General features: G+C 72.7%; 17 protein-coding genes. 5 read left to right on the top strand and 12 right to left on the bottom strand.

The features are described from left to right. Positions 1–14: 14 nt before the first annotated feature. The 5 genes from AC0VXQ_RS06280 to ftsY all read right to left on the bottom strand — a co-directional run bounded on the left by AC0VXQ_RS06280 (position 15) and on the right by ftsY (position 5,160). Complete coding sequence (locus AC0VXQ_RS06280; protein ID WP_058731511.1) at positions 15–506, bottom strand: NUDIX domain-containing protein; 492 nt, start codon at positions 504–506, stop codon at positions 15–17. A gap of 9 nt (positions 507–515) precedes the next feature. Further along, positions 516–2,099: a signal recognition particle protein gene (gene ffh / locus AC0VXQ_RS06285; RefSeq protein WP_475527999.1), complete on the bottom strand. Its 1,584-nt coding sequence runs from the start codon at positions 2,097–2,099 to the stop codon at positions 516–518. A 167-nt stretch (positions 2,100–2,266) separates the two neighbouring features. Next, entirely contained in the window at positions 2,267–2,617 is a 351-nt protein-coding gene (locus tag AC0VXQ_RS06290) for a P-II family nitrogen regulator (protein ID WP_058731509.1), read from the bottom strand. Between the two features lie 43 nt (positions 2,618–2,660). Continuing rightward, a complete protein-coding gene (locus tag AC0VXQ_RS06295) occupies positions 2,661–3,917 on the bottom strand; it encodes an ammonium transporter (RefSeq protein ID WP_475528004.1) in 1,257 nt (418 codons plus the stop codon). 139 nt (positions 3,918–4,056) lie between these two features. Next, entirely contained in the window at positions 4,057–5,160 is a 1,104-nt protein-coding gene (gene ftsY / locus AC0VXQ_RS06300) for a signal recognition particle-docking protein FtsY (RefSeq protein WP_196826194.1), read from the bottom strand. A 53-nt stretch (positions 5,161–5,213) separates the two neighbouring features. Between ftsY and AC0VXQ_RS06305 the strand changes: the two genes are divergently transcribed. Beyond that, positions 5,214–6,443, top strand: coding sequence for an MFS transporter (locus AC0VXQ_RS06305; RefSeq protein WP_279752503.1), 1,230 nt, complete (start codon positions 5,214–5,216; stop codon positions 6,441–6,443). A gap of 125 nt (positions 6,444–6,568) precedes the next feature. Here the strand turns inward: AC0VXQ_RS06305 and smc are convergent, their stop codons facing one another. After that, positions 6,569–10,177 carry a chromosome segregation protein SMC gene (smc, locus tag AC0VXQ_RS06310; protein ID WP_475528009.1) on the bottom strand — a complete coding sequence of 1,203 codons (3,609 nt, stop codon included), beginning with the start codon at positions 10,175–10,177 and terminating at the stop codon, positions 6,569–6,571. Between the two features lie 272 nt (positions 10,178–10,449). Here smc and AC0VXQ_RS06315 point away from each other — a divergent pair, with 272 nt between their 5' ends. Genes AC0VXQ_RS06315 through AC0VXQ_RS06325 form a run of 3 tightly spaced genes read left to right on the top strand, consistent with a single transcriptional unit; the run spans position 10,450 to position 15,421 of the window. After that, on the top strand, positions 10,450–11,481 hold the full coding sequence (locus tag AC0VXQ_RS06315; protein ID WP_475528011.1) for a 3-oxoacyl-ACP synthase III: 1,032 nt from the start codon (positions 10,450–10,452) through the stop codon (positions 11,479–11,481). Positions 11,482–11,525: 44 nt separating this feature from the next. Further along, positions 11,526–14,285, top strand: a complete 2,760-nt coding sequence (locus AC0VXQ_RS06320) for an alpha/beta fold hydrolase (protein WP_475528013.1) — start codon at positions 11,526–11,528, stop codon at positions 14,283–14,285. Continuing rightward, complete coding sequence (locus AC0VXQ_RS06325; RefSeq protein ID WP_475528015.1) at positions 14,282–15,421, top strand: NAD-dependent epimerase/dehydratase family protein; 1,140 nt, start codon at positions 14,282–14,284, stop codon at positions 15,419–15,421. Before AC0VXQ_RS06320 ends, AC0VXQ_RS06325 begins: the two co-directional genes overlap by 4 nt. A 119-nt stretch (positions 15,422–15,540) precedes the next feature. Here the strand turns inward: AC0VXQ_RS06325 and AC0VXQ_RS06330 are convergent, their stop codons facing one another. The 6 genes from AC0VXQ_RS06330 to coaD all read right to left on the bottom strand — a co-directional run bounded on the left by AC0VXQ_RS06330 (position 15,541) and on the right by coaD (position 19,676). Next, a complete protein-coding gene (locus tag AC0VXQ_RS06330) occupies positions 15,541–16,473 on the bottom strand; it encodes a GIY-YIG nuclease family protein (protein WP_475528017.1) in 933 nt (310 codons plus the stop codon). A 165-nt stretch (positions 16,474–16,638) separates the two neighbouring features. Beyond that, on the bottom strand, positions 16,639–17,586 hold the full coding sequence (gene mutM, locus AC0VXQ_RS06335) for a bifunctional DNA-formamidopyrimidine glycosylase/DNA-(apurinic or apyrimidinic site) lyase (protein ID WP_058730893.1): 948 nt from the start codon (positions 17,584–17,586) through the stop codon (positions 16,639–16,641). Position 17,587: 1 nt separating this feature from the next. Beyond that, a complete protein-coding gene (gene rnc / locus AC0VXQ_RS06340) occupies positions 17,588–18,286 on the bottom strand; it encodes a ribonuclease III (protein ID WP_475528021.1) in 699 nt (232 codons plus the stop codon). A gap of 14 nt (positions 18,287–18,300) precedes the next feature. Next, a complete protein-coding gene (gene rpmF / locus AC0VXQ_RS06345) occupies positions 18,301–18,504 on the bottom strand; it encodes a 50S ribosomal protein L32 (RefSeq protein WP_058730891.1) in 204 nt (67 codons plus the stop codon). 2 nt (positions 18,505–18,506) lie between these two features. Beyond that, entirely contained in the window at positions 18,507–19,118 is a 612-nt protein-coding gene (locus AC0VXQ_RS06350; protein WP_064725610.1) for a YceD family protein, read from the bottom strand. A 66-nt stretch (positions 19,119–19,184) separates the two neighbouring features. Further along, a complete protein-coding gene (gene coaD, locus AC0VXQ_RS06355) occupies positions 19,185–19,676 on the bottom strand; it encodes a pantetheine-phosphate adenylyltransferase (protein ID WP_058730889.1) in 492 nt (163 codons plus the stop codon). Between the two features lie 41 nt (positions 19,677–19,717). Between coaD and AC0VXQ_RS06360 the strand changes: the two genes are divergently transcribed. Beyond that, positions 19,718–20,980: an aminotransferase class I/II-fold pyridoxal phosphate-dependent enzyme gene (locus AC0VXQ_RS06360; protein ID WP_100462994.1), complete on the top strand. Its 1,263-nt coding sequence runs from the start codon at positions 19,718–19,720 to the stop codon at positions 20,978–20,980. Positions 20,981–21,029: the final 49 nt, after the last annotated feature.

A 21,029-nucleotide genomic window follows, 5' to 3' on the forward strand; every position in this document is an offset into this window, starting at 1 on the left:
ATCCTCCTGCGGGCTCAGCCCCAGCTGGTGGAGCTCAATTCTACGACCTCACCGGTCTTCCGGGCTTCCAGGGCACGACGCAGGCGCCCGGCGAATCCCGGACCCACGTACGCGTCCAGCTCAGCCGCGGGGACGAAGCGGTATTCCAGCAGCTCCTCGGCCTGCAGCCGGATCGGCGCGTCGGCAGGGATGGTGCCGCCGTCGTAGAGGAAATAGGCCGAATCCCCCCACTCGCCCATCGACAGGCCGTGGAAGATCAGCAGCAGCCGGCCGGGCTCCAGGCGCAGCCCGGTCTCCTCCACGACCTCCCGGAAGCAGCCCTCCTGCGGGGCCTCGCCGGCCTCCACCGTCCCACCGGGCAGGGTCCAACCGTCCTTGTAGTTGGGCTTGGCCACCAGCACCGACCCATTCGGATCGGTGATCAGGGCGCCTGCGGCCAGGCGACGGCGCGGCAGGGAGGCGACGAAGGCCCGGAAGTCCTCCGGGGAGAGGTAGGTATCAGCCATGCTTCCGGTCTACTGGTCCCCGAGGAACTTCTCAAACCCCTTGGGCAGGTTGGACAGGTCCAGGTCCTGCTTCTGCTGCTGACCGAAGGAGGACCCGCGGGCCGCGGCCGGCTGCTGCAGGCCCTTGCGCTGGGCCTCGCGCTTGGCCGGGTTGCCGGAGCCTTTGCGCTTGGCGTTCTTGCCCTTGGCCTTCTTCTTGGACCCGCCGCCGGGCCCGCCCATCCCGGGCATGCCCGGCATCCCCTGCATACCCGGCATTCCAGGCATGCCCTTGCCGCCGGCCATGCGCTTCATCAGCTTCTGCGCCTGGCCGAAGCGCTCCATGAGCTGGTTGACCTCGGAGACGGTGACGCCGGAACCGCGGGCGATGCGCGCGCGGCGGGAGCCGTTGATGATCTTCGGAGCCACCCGCTCGTGCGGGGTCATGGATCGGACGATGGCTTCGACGCGGTCGATCTCCTTCTCGTCGAAGTTCTCCAGCTGCTGGCGCATCTGGGCCGCACCCGGCATCATCATCAGCAGCTTCTTCATGGATCCCATCTTGCGGATCTGCTGCATCTGGGCCAGGAAGTCCTCGAAGGTGAAGTCCTCGCGATCCTGGAACTTCTTGGCCATCCGGTCGGCTTCGGCCTTGTCCCAGGAGGCCTCGGCCTGCTCGATGAGGGTCAGGACGTCGCCCATGTCCAGGATGCGGTCGGCCATCCGGTCCGGATGGAACTGCTCGAAGTCCTTCACGCCCTCGCCGGTGGAGGCGAACATGATGGGCTTGCCGGTCACGCTGGCCACGGACAGGGCCGCACCACCGCGGGCGTCGCCGTCGAGCTTGGACAGCACCACGCCCGTGAAGTCCACGCCCTCGTCGAAGGCCAGGGCGGTGTTCACGGCGTCCTGGCCGATCATCGCGTCGATGACGAACAGGACCTCGTTGGGCACGATCGCATCGCGGATGCCCCGGGCCTGCTTCATCAGCTCCTGGTCCACACCGAGCCGTCCGGCGGTGTCCACGATGACGACGTCGTGCAGCTTGGCGCGGGCCTCGGCCACTCCGTCCCGGGCCACCTGCACCGGGTCCCCCGTGGGGTCGTCGAACTCGCTGGTGGTGCCCGGGTGCGGGGCGAAGACGGGGACGCCGGCGCGCTGGCCGACCACCTGCAGCTGGGTCACGGCGTTGGGCCGCTGCAGATCCGAGGCGACCAGGATGGGCTTGTGCCCCTGAGTGGACAGCCAATGCGCGAGCTTCCCGGCCAGGGTGGTCTTGCCGGCACCCTGCAGACCGGCGAGCATGATGATGGTCGGACCGGTCTTGGCCATGCGGATGCGCCGGGTCTGCCCGCCGAGGATCTGCTTGAGCTCGTCGTTGACGATCTTCACGACCTGCTGGCCGGGGTTCAGGGCCTCGGAGACCTCAGCGCCCAGGGCGCGCTGCTTGACGGCGCCGGTGAACTCGCGGACCACGGGCACCGCGACGTCGGCGTCGAGCAGGGCGCGACGGATCTCGCGCACGGTGGCGTCGACGTCGGCTTCGCTCAGGCGGCCCTTGCCGCGCAGGTTCTTGAAGGTGGCCGCAAGACGGTCGGACAGGGAGTTGAACACGAGGCGTGGTCTGCTTTCGTCGGGTCCGGGCGGACGCCACCGGGATCGGGGCGGCGGAATCTACCGCAGCCGCCGGCGACGTCGTGGCAGTCAGCTTCCCAGAATAGCATCGGATCCCCCGGGCAGCCCGGGGGATCCGATGGGAGTGCGATCGTGTGTGGGTCCCGCTACTTCGAGTCGTACAGGGCCTTCTCGTCGGCCTCGCCGGTGCGCACGCGCTTGACCTCGTCCACCGGCTGCACCCAGACCTTGCCGTCGCCCTGGCTGCCGGTGTGGGCGGCCTTGACGATCACGTCCACGATCTCCCGGGCCCGCTCGTCGGTGGTGAGGATCTCCACGCGGATCTTCTGCAGCAGATCCACGGTGTACTTGGCGCCGCGGTACACCTCCCGGTGTCCGTGCTGGATGCCGTAACCGGCGGCGTCGGAGATGGTCATGCCGTGGATGCCGTACTCCTCCAGGGCCTCCTTGACGTCCGTGAACATCTCCGGTCGGACCACTGCGGTGATGAGCTTCATCTGTTCTCTCCTGAGGATCGAATGGGTCTGGAGGTGGGCGGGCTCAGCCCCGCACCGAGAACTGGCCGGAGGTGCCGGAGGCGAAGGAGTAGGCGGTCTCCGCGTGGGCGGCCAGGTCGATGCCCTGGATCTCCGAGCGCTCGGGGACCCGGAACCCGATGGTCTTGTGGATGGCCAGGCCGATCACGGCGGTGACGATCCCGCAGTACACGATGGTCACCAGAGCCGCGACCACCTGGGTCAGCAGCAGCTCGAAGCCGCCGCCGTAGAACAGCCCGGCGGTGCCGGTCTCCGGGGTGGCGATGAACCCCAGAGCCACGGTGCCGATGATCCCCGAGACCAGGTGCACCCCCACCACATCCAGGGAGTCGTCATAGCCCAGCCGGTACTTCAGGCCCACCGCGAAGGCGGAGCCGACGCCGGAGACCACGCCGAGCACCACGGCCCAGCCGGGATCCACGTTCGCACAGGCCGGGGTGATGGCCACCAGGCCGGCGACGACGCCGGAGGCCGCGCCGAGGCTCGTGGCGTGCTTGTCCCGGATGCGCTCCACCGCGATCCAGCCGAGCATCGCCGCGGCCGGGCACACCAGGGTGTTGATCCAGGTCAGCCCCGCCTGAGCGGGAGTCGCGGCGGCGCCGACGTTGAAGCCGAACCAGCCGAACCACAGCAGCGCGGCACCCAGCATCACGAAGGGCAGGTTGTGCGGACGCTGGTTGGCGTCCCGGCCGAAGCCGCGGCGGGCGCCGATGATCAGGCACAGCACCAGACCGGCCATACCGGCGTTGATGTGCACCACCGTGCCGCCGGCGAAGTCGATGGCCTCCCCCAGGGCCGAGCCGATCGCGCCGTCCTTGAGCAGGCCGCCGTCGGCCCACACCATGTACGCCACGGGGGCGTAGACCAGGGTGACCCACAGGGGCACGAAGATGCACCAGGCGCCGAACTTCGCGCGGTCCGCGATGGCTCCGGAGATCAGGGCCACGGCGATGATCGCGAAGGTCGAGGAGAAGGCGATGCCCAGCAGGGAGCCGTCGTGGGTGGCCGGCTCGGATCCGAAGTCCGTGAAGGGGTTGCCGAGGATCCCGGGGATCAGCTCATCCCCGCCGGCCACCGACGAGCCCCACAGCACCCAGACGACGCCGATGATGCCGATGGACACGAAGCTCATCATCATCATGTTCAGGGCGGCCTTGACGCGGGTCATGCCGCCGTAGAAGAAGGCGAGTCCGGGGGTCATCAGCAGCACGAGAGCGGCGGCAACGATCGTCCAGACGTCCTGGGCAGTCAGTTCTTGCATAGCCGGGGGTCCTTACGAGTGACGGATGCGGGGCAGGTGCCCCCACGATGCCGTCATCGTGTTTCGCTCTCCCGACCGCGCCGGTAACGGCCGTGTTTCGCAGACCACCCCGATGTTCCGGGGAGGTAAAACCGCCGGCTCAGTCCAGCAGTGCGTCCACGAAGCCCTCCGGATCGAAGGGCGCCAGATCATCCGGGCCCTCACCCAGGCCCACCAGCTTGACCGGCACGCCGAGCTCGTTCTGGATGGCCACCACGATGCCGCCCTTGGCCGTCCCGTCCAGCTTGGTCAGCACGATCCCCGTGATGTCCACGACCTCGGAGAACACCTTCGCCTGGACCATGCCGTTCTGCCCGGTGGTCGCATCGATCACCAGCAGCACCTCGGTCACCGGGGCCACCTTCTCCGTGACCCGCTTGACCTTGCCCAGCTGATCCATCAGCCCGGCCTTGTTCTGCAGGCGCCCCGCGGTATCGATCATGACGGTGTCCGCCCCGCGCCGCTTGGCCTCGGTGACGGCCTCGAAGGCCACCGAGGCCGGATCCGCGCCCTCCTTCTCCGAGCGCACCGTGTCCACCCCGACCCGGTTGCCCCAGGTCTGCAGCTGATCGGCCGCCGCGGCCCGGAAGGTGTCCGCGGCCCCCAGCACCAGGGACTTCTCCTCGGCGACCATGACCCGGGCGAGCTTGCCGACCGTCGTCGTCTTCCCGACGCCGTTGACCCCCACCACCAGCACGACGCCGGGATCCTCCCCCGCCCCGTCCAGGGCGAGGCTGCGGTCCATGGTGGGATCCACCAGCTTCAGCAGCTCCTCGCGCAGCATCGCCTTCACGTGCGCCGGATCCTCGGTGCCTTCGACCCGGACCCGGGTCTGCAGGGCCTCCACCAGCCGCTGGGAGGGCTCCGAGCCGAGGTCCGCCAGCAGCAGCGTCTCCTCGATCTCGTCCCAGACGTCCTGGTCGATCCTCTCTCGGGAGAGCAGGGTCAGCAGGCCCTTGCCCAGCATCGAGTTGGAGCGGGCCAGGCGCTCGCGCAGCCGCACCAGGCGCCCGGCCACCGGCGCCGGCTTCTCGTAGCGGGGACCGGCCGGGGCCTGCTCCTCGGCGGCGACGTCGTCCGGCTCCCGGGTCTCCGGATAGCCGCCCTTCGGGGCCTTGGGGCCCTTGAGCAGCACGAAGGCCAGGCCCCCCAGGACGATCACACCGAGAGCGATGAACAGGATGAGGATCAGGGAATCATTCACGTCCCCCAGCTTGCCACAGGGCGCCCCGCCCGGCGCGGGTACAGTGGGCGGCTGTGCCCCGACACCTCCCCTTCCGACGTCGACCTCCCGCCGAGGACCCGCAGACCGACCGCACCCCGGTGCCCCAGGACCTGAAGGTCATGATCGTCGCGGCGTTCGTGATCGCCGTCGGCTACGGACTCGTCGCGCCCGTGCTGCCGCAGTTCGCGGCCTCCTTCGGCGTGGGGGCGGCCGCCTCGGGTGCGGTGATCAGCGCCTTCGCCCTCATGCGGGTGGCCGGCGCTCCGGCGGCCGGGCCCCTGGTGAGCCGCTTCGGCGAGCGCGCCGTGTACCTGTGGGGCCTGGGGATCGTGGCCGGCTCCTCCCTGGCCACGGCCTTCGCCCCGAGCTACCCGCTGCTGCTGGTGCTGCGCGGGATCGGCGGGGTGGGCTCGGTGATGTTCACGGTGTCCGCGATGGGTCTGATCGCCCGATTGTCCCCGCCGGGCATCCGCGGGCGGGTCTCCGGGTACTACGCGACGGCCTTCCTGACCGGGAACATCATGGGGCCGGTGATCGGGGCGGCCGCGGCCGCGCTCGGCCTGCGGGCCCCGTTCGCGATCTACGCCGCGGCCCTGGCGGTGGCGATCGCGGTGGCCGCGTGGAAGCTGCGGCCCACGGCCCCGACCACGGACACCGGCTCGATCCCCCTACCGATGCGCATCCGGGAGGCCTGGGCGCGTCCGACCTACCGGGCCCTGCTGGTGTCCTCCTTCGCCAACGGCTGGACCAACCTCGGCGCACGCGTGGCGATCATCCCGCTGCTGGGCGCGGCGGTGGCCGGGGCCTACGGGGCATCGGTGGCCGGCATCGCCCTGGCGGTGCTGGCCGCGGGCGCTGCGATCTCCCAGATCTTCCTGGCCGGCACCTCGGATCGGATCGGCCGGCGACCGGTGATGCTCACCGGGCTGCTGGCCGCGGCCGGGCTGACGGCGCTGACCGGCGTCGTGCCCGGGCCGTGGGCGCTGTGGGGCGTGTGCCTGCTGACCGGGATCTGCACGGGCTTCTACGCCCCGGCGCAGCAGGCCGCGCTGGCCGACGTCGTGGGGACCCGACGCTCCGGAGGTGCGGTGATGGCGCTGTTCCAGGCCTCCAGCGACGTCGGGCAGATCCTCGCCCCGGTGCTGCTGGGTGCTGTGGTCGACGCCGCCGGGTTCGGCCCGGCCTTCCTGATCAGCGCGGCCCTGCTGGTGCTCGCCCTGCTGGCGTGGCTGCCGCGCACCGCGGAGCCCGCCCGCCCCTGACCGGGCCCCACCCTCCGCGCCCTCTACGGCTGTTTGGGAGGGATTTCGGTGTCTGGGAGCGTCCTCGTGGCTCCCAAACACCGAAACCCCTCCCGAACGCGGCGGATCGGGACCGGGGGCCCGCCTCAGCGGAGGTCGGCCAGGCGCTGGGAGATGACCTGGGTGATGCCGTCCCCGCGCATCGAGACCCCGTAGAGAGCGTCGGCGATCTCCATGGTGCGCTTCTGGTGGGTGATGATGATCAGCTGCGAGGACTCCTGCAGCTCCCGCAGGATGGTCAGCAGGCGCCCCAGGTTCCGGTCATCCAGGGCGGCCTCCACCTCGTCCATCACGTAGAACGGGGAGGGCCGGGCCTTGAAGATCGCCACGAGCATCGCGATCGCGGTCAGCGAGCGCTCCCCGCCGGAGAGCAGGGACAGCCGCTTGACCTTCTTGCCCGCGGGCTTGGCGTGCACCTCGATCCCCGTGGTGAGCAGGTCCTGCGGGTCGGTGAGCACCAGCTTCCCCTCCCCGCCGGGGAACAGGGTCCCGAACACGCGCACGAACTGCTCCTGGGTGTCCGCGAAGGCCTGGGCGAACACGGTGCGCACGTGCTCGTCCACATCCCGGATGATCTCCTCCAGGTCCGCCCGGGACCTCTTGAGGTCCTCCAGCTGCTGGGCCAGGTACGTGTGCCGCTCCTCCAGGGCGGCGAACTCCTCCAGAGCCAGCGGGTTGACCTTGCCCAGGGCCCTCAGCTCCCGGCGGGCCCGCTCCAGGCGCTTCTCCTGGGCCGCGCGCTCGAAGGGCTCCTGCCCCGCGGCTTCCCCGTCCTCATCCAGCACGGGGATGGGCAGGTGCGGCCCGTAGTCCGCCACGAGGGTCTCCACGGTCAGGGACAGCTCCTCGTGCACGGCCTCGCGCAGGGATTCCAGGCGGGCCTCGCGGGTGGCTCGCTCCAGCTCCCCGGAGTGGGTGGTGCGCCGCAGCTCGTCCAGCTGAGCGCGGTGCTCGCGTTCGGCGGAGCGGGCCTCGTGCAGGCGGGTCTCGACGGCGGCTCGGCGGGTCTGGGTCTGCTCCCGGATCCGGGAAGCCTCGGTGAGGGAGACCTCGATGCGCTCGGCGACCCGCGCGATCATCTCCCGCACGCCGCGTCGGGCGCGCAGCCGGGCGGCCTGCCGGGCCTCCTGACGCTGGACCTCGGCGCGGGCGGTGCGCTCGGCGGCCACGGCCCGGCGGGCGGCCTCCAAGCGCCGTTCGGCCGCGCGCAGCCCGGATTCGGCAGCGCGCACGCCCAGCAGGGCCTCGGTCTCGGCGGTGCGGGCCGCGGCCGCGGCGTCGGCGGTGCGGGTGCGCTCGGCCTCGGCGGCGTCCACGGCCTCGGTGCCCTCCTGGCGCTGCAGCTCCAGGGCGGCGGAAACCGCGCCCACCGCCTTCTTCAGGGTCGCGGCCAGCCCCGGCTCCCGGGCATCCAGCTCCTGCAGGTGCTCCCGGGCCGCGGCGAGCTCCTCCTCGGTGGTGCCCACCAGGGTGCGGGCCCGGGACAGGGCCGCCGCACTGGCAGTGGACTCCCGGCTGATGCGGGCGAACTCGGCGCGGGCGGTCTTGGCCTGCTCGCGGGCGCGGCGGTGCGCCGCGGAGGTCTCCTCGTGCCCGGCCCTGACCTGTTCGTGGGCCTGCTCCAGGTCGACGACGGCGGCGCGGGCCGCCTCCAGGCGGCTGCGGATCTCCAGCCCGGTGACGGCGTCGGCGGACCCGCCGCGGGCGGTGTGCGCCTCCAGCACGGTGCCGTCCGCGGCGGCGATCCGCCAGACCGGCCCGGCACCGGCGGGCAGGTGCCGGCGCAGGGCCTCGGCGGCGGCGGCGTCGGGCACCAGCGCCGTGCGGGCCAGGAGGCGCCGGATCCGCGGGGCGAGGTCCCCGCCGACGACGGCCCGCGGGGCCCAGTGCGCCGGTATCCCGGCGGCCGCGGCGGCGCGGGCGAGCGGGGCGGGCATCTCGCCGCCGTCGATGTCCCCGTCCTCGGCGGCATCCCCCAGGGCGTCATCGGTGAGCACGCTGACCACGCCGAGATCCCGCTGCCGAGCGGTCTGAAGGATCGGGGCGATCCCCTCCCGATCGGCGGATGAGCTCAGGGCCAGGCCCTCGGCCAGCGGCCCGAGGGCGGCGGCCACGGCCGCGGCGTGCTCGGGGGCGGTCTGCAGGTGCTCGGCCACGGCCACCAGCCGGTCGGGGAACGCGGCGAGCACGGCATCGGTGCCGTCGGCGGCCGGCATCGCGTCGGTCAATGCCGCGACGCGGGCCCGGGCGGCATCCAGCTCCCGGCGGGCGCTCGCGGCCTCGGCGGCGGCCTCGTCCAGCCGGCGCTGGGTGGTCTCGGTGCGGGCCTCGGCCTGCTCGGAGGCCTCCGCGGCCGCCCGATGGTCCTCCTCCGAGGGTCCCGCGGCGGCCGTGAGCTGCTCGAGCTGTTCCTGCTGCTCGGCCAGGCGCCGCTCCAGCTGGGCGATCCGCTCGCGCTGGTCCTCCCGGCGGGAGAGCAGCGCCTCATGTTCGGAGCGGGCGGTGGCCATCCGCCCGCGCAGGGCCGCGATGTCCTCGCGGCGGGAGGCGGCCTGAGCCACCAGGGCCGCGTGGTGCTCCTGGGCCTCGGCGGCGGCGGCCTCCGCCTCGGCGCGGGTGCGCCCGGCCCGCTCGTGGTCGGCTCGGGCCTGCTCCTGCCGTTCGGTCAGTCCCGTGAGCTCCTCCTCCAGCCGCCGCACGGCGGCCTCCAGCTGCTCCGGATCCCGCAGGTGCGCCCGGGCCACCGGCGCGGAGGCGGCGCGCACCCGCTCCTCGGCCAGCTGCGCCAGGGAGGCGAAGCGCTCCGTGGTCTGGGTCAGGGCGTAATAGGCATCCCGGCTCGCGGCGACCTCGGGGCCCAGCCGGGCGGCCTCGGCCTCCAGCTCGGTGATCCGCCCGGTGAGCTCCTCGTGCACGGCCTCGGCCCGGCGCAGCTTCTCCTGGGCTTCGGCCAGGGCCTCGGCGTCGGCCTCCAGGGCGGTGGAGGCCTGCACCCAGTCGTCGGCGAACAGCCGGGCCCGGGCGTCGCGCACCTCGTGCTGGATGCGCTGGGCGCGCCGGGCCACCTTCGCCTGGCGTCCCAGCGGGGTCAGCTGTCGGCCGATTTCCCCGGTCAGATCCTCCAGCCGGGAGACGTTGGCCTCCATCGAGGCCAGCTTGCGCAGGGTCTTCTCCTTGCGCCGCCGGTGCTTGAGCACCCCCGCGGCCTCTTCGATGAACCCGCGCCGCTCCTCCGGGGTCGCGTGCAGGATCCGGTCCAGCTGCCCCTGGCCCACGATCACGTGCATCTCCCGGCCCAGTCCGGAGTCGGAGAGCAGCTCCTGGATGTCCAGCAGCCGGCAGGAGGAGCCGTTGATCGCGTACTCGGAGCCGCCGCTGCGGAACAGGGTCCGGGAGATCGTCACCTCGGAGTACTCGATGGGCAGGGCGCCGTCGGCGTTGTCGATGGTCAGGGACACGTGCGCCCGGCCCAGCGCCTGGCGGGCGGAGGTCCCGGCGAAGATGACGTCCTCCATCTTCCCGCCGCGCAGGGACTTGGCCCCCTGCTCGCCCATGACCCACGCGAGGGCGTCCACCACGTTGGACTTGCCCGAGCCGTTGGGGCCGACGACGGCGGTGACCCCAGGTTCGAACTCGAAGGTCGTCGCGGAGGCGAAGGACTTGAAGCCGCGCACGGTCAGGGTCTTCAGATGCACGGTGCTCCTTCCACGGCTCACGGTTGCCTGCCCGACGCCGGGCGGCGGCCGAGCCTGCACCACTCTATCGACCCGCCCCCACCCCGCCGGCGACGGGTGGCCGCCCGCGGGAAATGACGGGAGCCCACTCCGGGGGCTGTAGAGTTGATCAGCGGACTGCCGCGCGTCCGTCTCGTCCCACCCCGAGGGGTGCGGCGGCAGGGTCGGGGCCGGTCCCCACGATCTTCGGCTCGCACCCGCATCACACCACTTCGTCGCGAAGGCACGATTCATTGACCTCTAACTCCTCGATCCGCCATCGGAACTCATCGCTGCTCTCGGTGACCAGAGTGGAAGCCGAGGAGGCCGTGCCGTCCTCCTGGTTCGATGACCAGCTGGCGGACACCTACCGCCGCCTGCGCATGCCCCGGGGCCTGCTGGAGCGCCTGGCCGGGATCCGGGAGCGGCGCGGATGGGCCGAGGGCTCCAGCTTCGACGACGGCGCGGCCCGCGCCGGACGCGCCGCCCTCGAGCAGGCCGGGGTGGCCCCGGAGCAGATCGGGCTGCTGATCAACGGCTCCGTGACCCGCGACAACTTCGAACCGGCCGTGGCCGTGGGCGTGCACCACGCCCTCGGGCTGCCGCGCCACGCGCTGAACTTCGACATGACCAACGCCTGCCTGGGCTTCGTCAACGGCATCACCGTGGCCTCCTCCATGATCGACGCCGGGGCCATCGACTACGCGCTGATCGTGTGCGGGGAGGACCCCTCCCCCTGGCACGAGACCGCGTTGCGCATGCTCAACCGCCCGGACTCCACCCGGGACGAGGTGCTCGCCCAGTTCGCGACCCTGACCCTGGGCTCCGGGGCGGCCGCGGCCGTCATCGGGCGCGCCGACCGCCACCCGGAGGGCCACCGCATCCTCGGCTCCGTCTCCCGCGCCGGCACCGAGCACAAGGACCTGTGCATCGGCGGGGACGCCGGGCAGGGCATGGCCACGGACGCCACCGGCCTGCTGACCCACGGGCTGAAGCTGGTCACCGACGCCTGGGAGGAGGCGCACCGGGAGGGCTGGGACTGGACGGACATGGACGCCTACGTCACCCACCAGATCTCCACCTCCCACACCAACGCCATCGTGGACGCCGTGGGCATCGACAGGGACCGGATCCCGCTGACCTTCCCGTACTGGGGCAACGTCGCCGCGGCGGCCCTGCCGATGACCCTGGCCCTGCAGGCCGAGACCCTGGAGCCCGGGCAGCGGGTGCTGTGCATGGGCGTGGGCTCCGGGCTGAACACGGGGCTGATGGAGATCGCCTGGTAGGGCCCGCAGACCCCACCACCCGAGCAGCGAAAGGCCAGGAGACGATGAGCACGCAGACCCCCGCCCGCCGGACCGCGCCCCAGCCGGGGCCCGTGCCGCTGAAGCCGTGGCCGGGGGTGCGCCGCGCGGACAGCCGCACCCTGCGCGTGGTCTCCTCGGCCGCCGTCGACGCCGGGACCGAGCGGACCTGGCACTACCTGGACAACGCCGCCGAGCTCGCCGAGCGCGGCCTCACCCCCGTGGGAACGCTGCTGTGCGTGCACGGCAACCCCACCTGGTCCTACCTGTGGCGGCGCCTGGTGCGCGCCGGGGCGGACTTCGCCCAGCCGTGGCGCGTGGTGGCCGTGGACCAGCTGGAGATGGGCTTCTCCGAGCGCACCGGACTGAGCCGCACCCTGGCCGATCGGGTCGCGGACCTCGGGGACTTCACCGCCGCCCTCGGACTGGAGGAGCAGGCCGGGGAGCACGGAGTGGTCACCGTGGCCCACGACTGGGGCGGGCTGATCTCCCAGGGCTGGGCGGCCGCCCACCCGCGGCTGCACGCCGGGCGGATCCTGACGAACACGGCCCTGTCCCAGCCGGACGATGCCGCGGTGCCCAGTGCCCTGCGCCTGGCCCTGCACCCGGCGGTGCACGGGTGGGGCACCCGCTCCACCACCGCCTTCCTGGACGTGACCCTCGCCCTGCACCGCGGGGACTGGGATCCGGCCGTGAAGGCCGCCTACCGCGCCCCCTACGGCGACGCCGAGAAGCGCGACGGGATCCGCGGCTTCGTCGAGGACATCCCGGCGGATCCCGGGCACCGCTCCCACGCGGCCATGCGCGGCATCGCCGAGGCCGTGGCGGGCGATGAGCTGCCGGGGCTGATCCTGTGGGGTCCGCACGATCCGGTCTTCCAGCAACGCTACTTCGACGACCTGCTGCACCGGATGCCCCACGCCCAGGTGCACCGCTTCGAGAAGGCCGGGCACCTGGTGGCCGAGGACGAGGACATCGTCCCCCTGGTGCGGACGTGGCTGGCCGAGACGTACGGTGAGGCGGAACCGGTCATCGCCCGGCACCGCCGGGTGCGCGCCGAGCGGGAGGCCCGCTCCCCGCTGGCCGCGGACTTCCGCCCCATGACCGCCGAGCTGGAGGCCCGCCGGGAGGACGACGCACCGGCCGTCGTGGACATGGGCCGGGTCCGACGCCGCGCGGGATCCGGGCGCCACGGGGCCGCCCCGGTCAAGCGGCGGCTGAGCTGGCGGGAGCTGAACGCCGAGGTGGATCGCACCGCCGCGGTGCTGCGCGGACTGGGCGTGCGCCGCGGGGCGCGGGTGAGCCTCATGGTCCCGCCCGGGGCGCGCCTGACCGTGCTGATCTACGCCTGCCTGCGCGTGGGCGCGGTGATCGTCGTCGCGGACACCGGGCTGGGGCTGAAGGGCCTGACCCGGGCGCTGCGCGGGGCCTCCCCCGAGTTCCTCATCGGCATCCCGCAGGCCCTGGCCGCCGCGCGCGCCGCAGGCTGGCCCGGGCGGCGGATCCTCGCCGGCTCCGCGGACTCGGTGAGCACCCGTGCGTTCGGGCTGATCGGAGCCACCGACGACGCCGCCCCGGCCGCCCCGGCCGGCACCCCCTGGGACGCGCCGCGCCCGGAGGATGAGGCCGCGATCCTCTACACCTCCGGGTCCACGGGGCCCGCCAAGGGGGTCTCCTACACCCAGCGGCAGCTCAGCGCGATGCGCGACGCGATCCAGCGGACCTACCGGCTTCAGCCGGGTTCGGGGCTGGTGGCCGGCTTCGCGCCCTTCGCCCTGCTGGGCCCGGCCTTGGGCGCCACCTCGGTGACCCCGGACATGGATGTCACCCGGCCCAAGACCCTCTCCGCCCGGGCCCTGGCCCAGGCTGCGCAGGCGATCGAGGCGACCATCGTCTTCGCCTCCCCCGCGGCCCTGATGAACGTCGTGGCCACGGCCGAGGACCTCGCCCCGGCCGAGGCCGAGGCCCTGGGCCGGGTGCGGCTGCTGCTCTCGGCCGGAGCGCCGCTGACCCTGCCGCTGCTGCGCCGGGTCTCCGCCCTGGTGCCACGCGCCCAGGTGCACACCCCCTACGGGATGACCGAGGCCCTGCCCGTGGCGGACATCTCCCTGACCCAGATCGAGCAGGCCGAGCGCGACGCCGCCTCGGGGATGCGCGGCGCGGGCGGCGGGGTGTGCGTGGGGGTTCCCGTGCACGGGGCCGAGCTGGCCCTGGGGCTGCTGGACGAGAAGGGGGTCCCGTCCCGGGAGCCCTCCCACGCGGAACGGCGCACCGGGGAGATCCTGGTCAGCGCCCGGCACATGAAGGACCACTACGACCGGCTGTGGTGGACGGAGCGGGACTCCTCGGCCATCCCCGGCTGGCACCGCACGGGTGACATCGGGCATTTCGACGCCGCGGGCCGGCTGTGGGTGGAGGGCCGCCTGGCCCACCTGCTGCGCATCCCCGAGGCTGTGGTGACCCCCGTGGCTGCGGAGGCCGCGGCCGAGACGCTGCCGGCGGTGCGCCGGGCCGCGCTGGTGGGGGTGGGCCCGGCCGGCACGCAGGCGCCCGTCGTCGTCGTGGAGCCCCAGCAGCCGCGCGGGGTCCGCCCGGGGCCGGCGCCGCTGGAGCTGGCCGACGCCGTGCGGGCCGTGGTGCGCGGACGCACCGGGGTGGTCCCGGTGGCCGTGCTGCAGGTGCCGGAGCAGCCCACGGACATCCGGCACAACTCGAAGATCGACCGCCCGCGCCTGGCCGCGTGGGCCGAGAGCACCCTGTCCGGGGGGAAGGTGGCCAAGCCGTGAACCAGCACCAGCACCGCCGCAACGGCCATGCCGGAGGTCCGGGTCGGGAGCAGAACCCCGGGTGGCGGGCCCCGGATCCGGATGAGCGCCGGGAGATCCTGCCCGATGCCCGGCTTCCCGAGCCGAATGGGCGCACGGTGCTGGTCACCGGGGCCTCCGGGATGCTCGGGGCCCGGACCGCGCTGGAGCTGATCCGCCGCGGCTGGAACGTGATCGCCCTGCAGCGCTCGGATGCGACCGGGGTGCGCAAGTCCCTGCAGGCCAAGGGCGCCGAGCGCTTCGAGCAGCGCCGCGGCTCGATCACCGACGCCGAGGCCGTGGCCCGGGCGATGGACGGGGCCGATGCGGTGGTGCACCTGGCCGCCAAGGTCAGCGTCTCCGGGCCGTGGGCCGAGTACGAGGAGGTCAACGTCCGGGGCACCCGGGTGATGGTGGAGATGGCCAAGCGGGCCGGGATCCGCGACTACGTGCAGATCTCCTCCCCGTCCGTCTCCCACGCGGGCTCCGCCTTTATGGGCCAGCCGAATCTGACCGCCGACCCCGACCACGCGCGCGGGAACTACGCCCGCTCCAAGGCCTACGGGGAGCTGCTGGCCCTGGAGGCCGACGGCGAGGACTTCCGGGTCGGGGTGATCCGCCCGCACCTGGTGTGGGGTCCCGGGGACACCCAGCTGGTGGAGCGGATCATGGAGCGGGCCTCCCGCGGCGGGATCCCCCTCCTGGATGCCGGAGCCGCGCTGATCGACACCACCTACGTGGACAACGCCGCCACCGCGATCGTCCGGTGCCTGGAGCGCCTGGAGACGGTGCACGGGCGTCCCCTGGTGGTGACCAACGGGGAGCCGCGCACGGTGGGCGAGCTGATGGCGGCGATGTGCCGGGCCGGCGGGGTGCCCGCCCCCACCCGGCGGGTCCCGGCGTCGCTGGCGAAGCTGGCCGGCCGGGTCATCGAGAAGGTCTGGGAGAAGCGCCCCGGCGAGGATGAGCCGCCGATGACGGAGTTCCTGGCCGAGCAGCTGTCCACCTCCCATTGGTTCGACCAGCGCCGGACGCGCGAGCTGCTGGACTGGGAGCCCGCGGTCTCCATCGACGAGGGGATGCGCCGCCTCCGCGAGTACTACGCCCCGCAGGCCTGACCCCCGCCGCCCCTTCTGCCGGTTTGGGAGGGGTTTCGGCGTTTGGGAGCGTCCTCGTGGCTCCCAAACACCGAAACCCCTCCCAGATTGCCCCTCCGGAGGCCCCGGCGCAGTGGTGGTCAGGCGAAGGCGCCGCTGTCCTTGAGGTCGCCCAGGCTGGTGCCTTCGGCATCCGCCCAGGAGCGGTTGCCGTTGCGGGGATTGCCGGATACGAAACTCGCGGCCGCGCTGGCCGAGGTGAAGGAGATCGCCGCGGTGGTCCTCTCCCCATCGACGGCGGCGGCATGGACCGATCGGATCCGGCCGATGCGCCGGTCGGTGCACTCGCCCTTGATCGTGCTGCCCGCCTTGAGCACCCAGCTTCCAGCCGAGTGCACCAGCACCGCCGGCTCGGTGCTGCCGCGCAGGCGCATGAACAGCTCCGTGCTGCTGGCCGCACGGGCGGGTTCGGTCGCTGCGCTCAAGGGGTCTATATCACTGCCGCTTTCGCTGCCAGCCAGCGGTGGTTCGAGGAAGAGCATGCGCATGGAGGCGATCATCAGACGGGCATCGGCGAGAACCGCCCTGAGGTCGTTGTAGACGTCGTCCTCCACGTCGCCCGCCGAGGGAGTATCGATGTTCTCCGGTGAATTGCGGCCCGCCTCGCGTGCCATGCGGATGAGATGAGACTCCAGGAACTTCAGCTCGGTGGCGGTGAAGTTCCTGGGCTCATCCACCAGAAGGACGGCGGTGTGGCACCACCGGTGGCGTCCTTGATCCCGGTGCTCGATCACGCGGCTCAGAGCGCCCTTGCCGTTGGCACGCAGATCCGCTTTGCCGATGTACAGACGCGGATTGTCCGCGCTCGGATCCTCCAGAAGCATGTACACACCCGGCTGATTCATCTTCTTGTCGCAACGCCAGGCGTCGAAGGAGCTGGCGGGGACCAGATACACGCTGTAGGTGCGACGAGGAAGCCGCACTCGCTGAGGACCATCGAAGCGACCTTCGAGCAGCGTCAGCTCGAGGCGGCGAGCATCGTGTTTTGCCATCGACAAGATCACCTCGGTCATCGGGATATTCAGCTGTGCCTCTCATCTTCGCGCGCATCGCGGCCGGCGACAGACCCTGAGCGCGGGGTTTGGGAGCGGTTTCGGTGTTTGGGAGCGTCCTCGTGGCTCCCACACGCTGAAACCCCTCCCAAGCGCGCTGCCGGGGCCGCGTGGGGGGGGGCGGAGTCAGAGCGCGCGGGGGGCGCGCTGGCAGCGCGGGCAGCGGTAGGAGGAGCGGTTCATGAACGGCTCCCGGCGGATCGGGCGCCCGCACCGGCGGCAGGCCAGACCCTCCCGGCCGTAGACGTTCAGCCCCCGCGCGAAGTAGCCGGACTCCCCGTTGACGTTCACGTACAGGGCGTCGAAGCTCGTCCCGCCCTCGGCCAGGGCCTCGGTCATCACCTCGGTCACCGCGCCCAGCAGGTCCCGGGTCTGCGCGGCCGTGAGGCTGCGGGCCGGTTTGGCGTAGTGCAGCCGGGCCCGCCACAGGGCCTCGTCGGCGTAGATGTTGCCGACCCCGGAGATCGCGGTCTGATCCAGCAGCACCCGCTTGATCCCGGAGTCCGTGCGCAGCAGCCGACGCCGGAAAGCGCGGGCGTCGAAGTGCGGGTCCAGCGGGTCCCGGGCGATGTGCGCCACCGACGCCGGGATGCTCGCCTCCCCGAGCTCGGAGGCGCCGGCCCCGGGCACCGGGGAACCGGCGGCGTCGTGCACCGGCAGCAGCCGGTCCAGGAACATGCCGCCGAAGATCCGCTGGTCGACGAAGCGCAGCTGGCCGCGCCCGCCCGGGAAGGACTCCCCCGCCTCCGCAAGATCGCAGCGCAGCCGCAGGTGCCGGGGATCCGGGGCGTCGGGCCGAGCCAGCAGGGCCTGCCCGCTCATGCCCAGGTGCACCACCAGGGCATCGTCCAGACGGTGCCCCTGCGGATCCGCGAGCAGCAGCCACAGGTACTTCCCGCGCCGGGCGACGTCGTCGATCCGCGCGCCACTGAGCCGGGCGCGGAAATCCCCCGGTCCGGCGTCGTGGCGGCGCAGGGATCGGGGATCCAGGACCTCGACGTCGGTGACGCGGGCGCCGAGCACGTGCGCGGCCAGTCCGGCGCGCACCACCTCGACCTCGGGCAGCTCCGGCACCTCAGGCGCCGGTGACCACGCCGTGCAGGGCGCGGAAGGCGACCTCCGCGGCCGCCCGCTCCGCCTGCTTCTTGGCCGGACCGGAGCCCTCCCCGTGGGCGGTCCCGCCCAGCAGGACGGTGGCCCGGTAGATCCGGGCGTGCTCGGGGCCCTCGCCCTGGACCTCGTAGCTGACCTCGCCCAGGCCGCGGGCGGCGGCCAGCTCCTGGATCTCGGTCTTCCAGTCTCGCCCGGCGCCGAGCACGAACTCGTCGTCCAGCAGGGGCGAGGTGAAGCGCAGCACCAGGTCTCGGGCGATCTCCGGACCGCAGGTGAGGAAGGCGGCGCCGAACAGGGCCTCCATCGTGTCGGCGAGGATCGAATCCTTGTCCCCGCCGTGGGAGATGGCCTCCCCCCGCCCCAGGCGGATGTGCTGCCCCAGGCCGATGCCGCGAGCCAGCACCGCCAGGGACCGCTCGGAGACGACGGCGGCGCGGCGCTTGGCCAGCTGCCCCTCGGGCAGGTGCGGGAAGCGGTGGTACAGCTCGGTGGTCACGGCCAGGCCGAGCACGGAGTCCCCGAGGAACTCGAGGCGCTCGTTGTCCGGGGTGCCGGGGTGCTCGTGGGCGTAGGAGCGGTGGGTCAGCGCAAGCAGCAGCGTCTCGGCGTCGATGTCGACGCCGAGACGCTGCAGAAGCTCTCCGTGGGACGCGGTGTCCATGGTGGGAACCTGGATCAGGCGTCGGCCACCTTGCGGCCCTTGTACTCGAAGTACAGCGGGGTGCCGGCGGAGTCGGTGACGACCTTGGCCTGGTGCGGGAGGCTGTAGGTCACCTTCCCGTTCTCCACGGTCTTGACCAGCTGAGGCGCGGTCGCCTTCCACTGGGAACGGCGTGCGCGGGTGTTGGCACGGGACATCTTCCTCTTGGGAACAGCCACTGCTATCTCTCTTCTCTCGTCGTTGTCGTCTCGTTCGCGGCATCCTCGGTGCCGAGCAGCCCCGACAGGGCGGACCAGCGCGGATCCACCACGTCGTGGTGATGCTCCGGATCCTCCTCCAGGCGCGCCCCGCAGACGGAGCACAGGCCCGGGCAGTCCTCCCGGCACACGGGCTGGAACGGAAGCTGCGTGATCACCGCGTCCCGCAGCACGGGCTCGAGGTCGATCGCATCGTCCTCGACGGCGTGCTGCTCGTCCTCCTCGTCCGCTGCGGGCTCGGGGTCCAGGACGTACAGCTCCTGGATGTCGGCCGTGACCGGAACCTCGAGAGGATCCAGGCAGCGGCTGCATTCACCGTGGGCCGTCACGGACGCGGTGCCAGAGACCAAGATACCATCATGCACGGATTCCAGGCGCAGATCCACGGTGATGTCGGAGCCGGCCGGCGCCCCGATCAGGGCGTTGCCGAAGTCCTCGGGGGCCGGCAGGGCCCGCCGAAGCGTCTCCATCGTCCCCGGCCGGGCGGCCAGGGCCTTCACGTCGACCACGAGGGCCGATGCCTTCTCACGCGTGATGATGCACTCCTGTTCGAGGTTGGACCGACGTCCCAGCATACTCGAGACGCCGAACCGGGACAACCCCCGCCGCGGCAGCCGTCGATCCCACCGGCCGGCGGAGCCTCAGCCGTGCCCCAGCAGCCCCTGCTCCAGCAGGTGCCGGTGCACGCTGCGCGGCAGGTAGTCGGAGACGTCCCCGCCCAGGGAGGCGACCTCCATGATCAGAGAGGAGGAGAGGTGCCCGTGCTTGGGGTCCCCGGCCAGGAAGACCGTCTCGACGCCGGCAAGGTTGCGGTTCATGGTCGCCATCGGGGCCTCGTACAGGTAGTCCCGGTCATCGCGCAGCCCCTTGACGACGGCCCCGGCCCCGCGGGAGCGGGCGAACTCGGCCAGCAGGCCGGCGCCCATCGGCTCCACCGTGATCCCGTCCAGCCAGGAGAAGACCTCCTGGACCATGGCCACCCGCTCCTCCAGGGGCAGGCGGAAGGTCTTCTGGGGGTTGTGCGCGACGGCGACGATGACCCCCTCGGAGAAGATCTTGGCGGCGCGGGCGATGATCTCGATATGGCCGTTGTGGATGGGGTCGAAGGATCCGGGGCACACAGCGAGGGTCATGTCTGCCAAGGTACCAGGGCCGGGCCCGTAGCATGGCAGGCATGTCTGCGAACACCGGCGCCTCGCGCCTGCCCGAGCCCGTGGATCCCGCCAGCCCATCCCCCGCACCCTGGCGGCGCCTGGCCGATGCGGCGGGTCTGACCGATGAGCGGGGACGACTGTCCTCCACGATCTTCGAGGAGATGAGCTTCCTGGCGGCCCGGCACGGGGCGATCAACCTCGGCCAGGGCTTCCCGGACACGGACGGCCCCGAGATCCTGCGCGAGGCCCTGGCCGAGGCGGTGGCCGGCGGCGGCAACCAGTACGCGACCATCGCGGGCGACCCGGACCTGCGCCGGGGCGTGGCCGAGGCCGAGGAGCGGGCCGGGCGGCGCCGTCCGGACCCGGAGACCGAGGTCACCGTGACCGCCGGGGCCACCGAGGCCCTGGCCGCGGCGATGCTGGCGCACCTGCGCCCGGGCGATGAGGTCGTGGTCTTCGAACCCTTCTACGACCTGTACCCGGCCGTGGCCGCGCTGGCCGGGGCCGCCGTGCGCACCGTGCCCCTGCGCCCGCCGCACTTCCGCCCGGACCCCGAGGACCTGGCGGCGGCCTTCACCGAGCGGACCCGCATGGTCGTGGTCAACGACCCGCACAACCCCACGGGCACGGTGCTGGGCGAGGAGACGGCGCGGCGCGTCGTGCAGCTCGCGGCGGCCCACGACGCGCTGATCCTCACGGACTCGGTGTACGAGCACCTGCACTACGACGCCGACCCCGTGGATTTGGCCGGGCTGCCCGGTGCCGCCGAGCGCACCATCCGGGTCTCGGCCGCCTCGAAGACCTTCTCCGTGACCGGCTGGCGGGTGGGCTGGGCCATCGCCCCGCAGCCCCTGACCCGCGCCCTGCGGGTGACCAAGGGCTACCTGTCGCATTCGGCGGCGGCCCCGCTGCAGGCGGCGGTGGCCCGGGCGCTGGCCTGGGCCGAGCAGGGCTCCTTCTACCCCGAGCTGCACGAGCGCTACCGTCGCCAGCGCGACGTGCTGCTGGAGGGCCTGTCCGCGACCCGCCTGGAGGTCTGCGCGCCGGAGGGCACGTTCTTCGCCGTGGCCCGGGTCGGCCGGGACGCCCCGGAATGGGCCGGCACCGGGGCGCAGCTGGCCCAGGCCCTGCCCGAGCGGGCCGGGGTCGCGGTGGTGCCGCTGAGCGCCTTCGCCACGCAGGCCAATGCCCACCTCTACGCGGACTGGGTGCGCTTCGCCTTCTGCAAGCGCCCCGAGGTGCTGCGCGAAGCCACGCGACGGATCGCCGCCGCCGGGCTGTGAGCCGGTCCCCGGGGAGTCTGGTGCGCGGGGATCCGGGCCCGAGGCACCC

It is taken from the genome of Rothia sp. QJM3NY_36, assembly GCF_056173115.1.

What these genes read in the sequence shown, in the direction of transcription:
- coaD (WP_058730889.1), bottom strand. Translation starts at nt 19,676, where the DNA reads ATGACCCTCGCTGTGTGCCCCGGATCCTTCGACCCCATCCACAACGGC.
- rnc (WP_475528021.1), bottom strand. Translation starts at nt 18,286, where the DNA reads ATGGACACCGCGTCCCACGGAGAGCTTCTGCAGCGTCTCGGCGTCGAC.
- AC0VXQ_RS06350 (WP_064725610.1), bottom strand. Translation starts at nt 19,118, where the DNA reads ATGCTGGGACGTCGGTCCAACCTCGAACAGGAGTGCATCATCACGCGT.
- AC0VXQ_RS06295 (WP_475528004.1), bottom strand. Translation starts at nt 3,917, where the DNA reads ATGCAAGAACTGACTGCCCAGGACGTCTGGACGATCGTTGCCGCCGCT.
- AC0VXQ_RS06360 (WP_100462994.1), top strand. Translation starts at nt 19,718, where the DNA reads ATGTCTGCGAACACCGGCGCCTCGCGCCTGCCCGAGCCCGTGGATCCC.
- AC0VXQ_RS06330 (WP_475528017.1), bottom strand. Translation starts at nt 16,473, where the DNA reads ATGACCGAGGTGATCTTGTCGATGGCAAAACACGATGCTCGCCGCCTC.
- AC0VXQ_RS06290 (WP_058731509.1), bottom strand. Translation starts at nt 2,617, where the DNA reads ATGAAGCTCATCACCGCAGTGGTCCGACCGGAGATGTTCACGGACGTC.
- AC0VXQ_RS06320 (WP_475528013.1), top strand. Translation starts at nt 11,526, where the DNA reads ATGAGCACGCAGACCCCCGCCCGCCGGACCGCGCCCCAGCCGGGGCCC.
- AC0VXQ_RS06280 (WP_058731511.1), bottom strand. Translation starts at nt 506, where the DNA reads ATGGCTGATACCTACCTCTCCCCGGAGGACTTCCGGGCCTTCGTCGCC.